Genomic DNA, 1,923 nt, shown 5'->3' with positions numbered 1-1,923 from the left:
TTTGGTGGAGACTAGGAGAGTCGAACTCCTGACCTCCTGCGTGCAAAGCAGGCGCTCTACCAACTAAGCTAAGTCCCCAGCTTATATCATTAATGTATCTTTCTGCCGTAGACTTGGTGGGTCTGACAAGACTTGAACTTGTGACCCCACGCTTATCAAGCGTGTGCTCTAACCAACTGAGCTACAGACCCTCAGATACATCTTAGAAGAACAACTTGTTGTGGATTCTTACCGGCCAATCAATCTTTCGTTAAGGAGGTGATCCAGCCGCAGGTTCCCCTACGGCTACCTTGTTACGACTTCACCCCAGTCATCGGCCACACCGTGGTAACCGCCCTCTTTGCAGTTAGGCTAGCTACTTCTGGTGCAACAAACTCCCATGGTGTGACGGGCGGTGTGTACAAGGCCCGGGAACGTATTCACCGCGGCATTCTGATCCGCGATTACTAGCGATTCCGACTTCATGGAGTCGAGTTGCAGACTCCAATCCGGACTACGATCGGCTTTTTGAGATTAGCATCCTATCGCTAGGTAGCAACCCTTTGTACCGACCATTGTAGCACGTGTGTAGCCCTGGCCGTAAGGGCCATGATGACTTGACGTCGTCCCCGCCTTCCTCCAGTTTGTCACTGGCAGTATCCTTAAAGTTCCCATCCGAAATGCTGGCAAGTAAGGAAAAGGGTTGCGCTCGTTGCGGGACTTAACCCAACATCTCACGACACGAGCTGACGACAGCCATGCAGCACCTGTATGTAGATTCCCGAAGGCACCAATCCATCTCTGGAAAGTTTCTACTATGTCAAGGCCAGGTAAGGTTCTTCGCGTTGCATCGAATTAAACCACATGCTCCACCGCTTGTGCGGGCCCCCGTCAATTCATTTGAGTTTTAGTCTTGCGACCGTACTCCCCAGGCGGTCTACTTATCGCGTTAGCTGCGCCACTAAAGCCTCAAAGGCCCCAACGGCTAGTAGACATCGTTTACGGCATGGACTACCAGGGTATCTAATCCTGTTTGCTCCCCATGCTTTCGCACCTCAGCGTCAGTGTTAGGCCAGATGGCTGCCTTCGCCATCGGTATTCCTCCAGATCTCTACGCATTTCACCGCTACACCTGGAATTCTACCATCCTCTCCCACACTCTAGCCAACCAGTATCGAATGCAATTCCCAAGTTAAGCTCGGGGATTTCACATTTGACTTAATTGGCCGCCTACGCGCGCTTTACGCCCAGTAAATCCGATTAACGCTTGCACCCTCTGTATTACCGCGGCTGCTGGCACAGAGTTAGCCGGTGCTTATTCTGCGAGTAACGTCCACTCATCTTGGGTATTAACCAAAAGAGCCTCCTCCTCGCTTAAAGTGCTTTACAACCATAAGGCCTTCTTCACACACGCGGCATGGCTGGATCAGGGTTCCCCCCATTGTCCAATATTCCCCACTGCTGCCTCCCGTAGGAGTCTGGGCCGTGTCTCAGTCCCAGTGTGGCGGATCATCCTCTCAGACCCGCTACAGATCGTCGCCTTGGTAGGCCTTTACCCCACCAACTAGCTAATCCGACTTAGGCTCATCTATTAGCGCAAGGTCACAAGTGATCCCCTGCTTTCTCCCGTAGGACGTATGCGGTATTAGCATCCCTTTCGAGATGTTGTCCCCCACTAATAGGCAGATTCCTAAGCATTACTCACCCGTCCGCCGCTAAGTGATAGTGCAAGCACCATCACCCCGCTCGACTTGCATGTGTTAAGCCTGCCGCCAGCGTTCAATCTGAGCCATGATCAAACTCTTCAGTTAAAATCATTTTGCACCTTATTATAGACAAGGTGCCAATTCTGGCTCATCAATTTCCTGACTTAAATTTCGCTCAAATAAACTTCGAGTAATTTAAACCAATCAATTAATGATAATATATATCGATTAATCAACC

2 tRNA genes and 1 rRNA gene are annotated in these 1,923 nt (G+C 50.5%); all 3 read right to left on the bottom strand.

Going from position 1 to position 1,923, the window contains the following annotated elements:
• Positions 1 to 2 precede the first annotated feature (2 nt).
• A tRNA-Ala gene (locus tag Aso01_RS15800) sits at positions 3 to 78 on the bottom strand.
• A gap of 36 nt (positions 79 to 114) precedes the next feature.
• A tRNA-Ile gene (locus Aso01_RS15795) sits at positions 115 to 191 on the bottom strand.
• A gap of 60 nt (positions 192 to 251) precedes the next feature.
• Positions 252 to 1,790: ribosomal RNA gene (locus Aso01_RS15790) — 16S ribosomal RNA — on the bottom strand.
• Positions 1,791 to 1,923 lie beyond the last annotated feature (133 nt).

This window comes from Acinetobacter soli (genome assembly GCF_000760595.1).
In the GTDB taxonomy this organism is placed as follows: domain Bacteria; phylum Pseudomonadota; class Gammaproteobacteria; order Pseudomonadales; family Moraxellaceae; genus Acinetobacter; species Acinetobacter soli.
This window is presented reverse-complemented; position numbering and strand designations above follow the sequence as displayed.